1 protein-coding gene is annotated in these 1317 nt (G+C 57.2%); it reads right to left on the bottom strand.

Annotation, left to right across the window (positions count from 1 at the left end; all coding sequences use genetic code 11):
• Positions 1–29: 29 nt before the first annotated feature.
• Positions 30–1249, bottom strand: a protein-coding gene (locus tag MRBLMR1_RS25290) for an IS3 family transposase (RefSeq protein ID WP_183688654.1) whose coding sequence is annotated in 2 segments (ribosomal slippage) — positions 30–910 and positions 910–1249 — 1221 coding nt in all. Because the reading frame shifts where the segments join, the coding sequence is not laid out codon by codon here.
• Between the last annotated feature and the right edge of the window lie 68 nt (positions 1250–1317).

The raw sequence follows: 1317 nt of genomic DNA, 5'->3' as shown, positions 1-1317 counted from the left end.
TGGAGTTGCCCCTTAAAAACCGGACAGGATCAGGTTTCGGTTTGACGGTTTAAGAACTCACGAGGCGAGCAATACCCCAATGCCTTATGCGGGTGAAGGGTGTTGTAGTGTTCGAACCATGAGGGCAGTTGCGCGATGACGGTCATGGCGTCCGGCAAGGGGTTCACCGAGACGTAATCGCGCTTGAAGGTTTTGACGAAGGCTTCGGCCATTCCGTTGGACTGTGGGCTGCGAACGGGCGTTGAACACGGCTCCATGCCGATATCGATGAGCAGCGATTTGGTTTCCTTTGCGATGAAGCAGGAACCGTTGTCCGTCAGCCATTCGATTGGCTTTGGAAGTGTGTTGACGAGACCGAAACGGTTCTCAACAGCCGTGATGACCAGGTCCTGGACGTCCTCGCTCTTGATGCCCTCGGTTGTCGCGACATGGGCGATGGCCTCGCGATCACAGCAATCGAGAGCGAAAGCAACGCGCACCTTCTCCTTGTTGTCGCAGCCGATTTCAAACCCGTCTGAACACCAACGCAAATTGGATTGCTCGACGGCGACGCGGCCATCGTGGCGACGGATGTCGATTGCACCCGTATGGCGCTGAAGAAGCATGCCGTGAACCTTCATCACCCGGTAGACGCGTTTGGCATTTGGCCATGGACGGTTTTCGCTGCGGGCTTTACGGCGCAGGATCGCGTGGACCCTGCGATATCCGTAGGTTGGCATGTCATCGATGATCGTCTTGATCTCATCCATCAGTTCCTGATCAGCGAGCGGCGGCCGCCCCCTGGCTCCGGAAGGACGTTGCCTCACACGTTCCGCTATGTTGGATCGGGCGACACCCAAGGTCTCGCACACCGCCGTCATCGCGAACCGTCCCTCGGCAACGACAGCGAGCGCAACAGGTGTTTTTTTGACCCTGATGCTATCTCAAGCGCTTCTTTGAGGATTTCGCCTTCCATCGTCTTTTTGCCGAGGAGGCGCTGAAGTTCTTTTACCTGGTTCTGAAGCGCTCTGTACTCGGATGCCGGGACGACCTCTTCCTGCGATGCCGTCGCCGTCAGCGCACCTTGCGCCGCCAATTTACGCCAGGCGAACAACTGGTTCGGCTGAATGCCATGCCGTCGAGCAACGATGCTGACCGTGACATCCGGCTCGTAGGTCTCCTGGACTATCGCGAGCTTATCCGCTGTCGACCAGCGACGGCGGCGCTCAGGGCCGGACAACACTTCTATCTTAGGTATGTGACTGGTCATAATGGGCACATTACTCCTAACACTTAACAAGTGGGAGATCGTGTCCGGGGGTTTAGGGGGCCACTACA

This window comes from Neorhizobium sp. LMR1-1-1.1 (genome assembly GCF_040675795.1).
In the GTDB taxonomy this organism is placed as follows: Bacteria; Pseudomonadota; Alphaproteobacteria; order Rhizobiales; family Rhizobiaceae; genus Neorhizobium; species Neorhizobium cellulosilyticum.
Note: the sequence above shows the minus strand (reverse complement) of the source record. Positions and strands in the feature narration are given on the sequence as shown.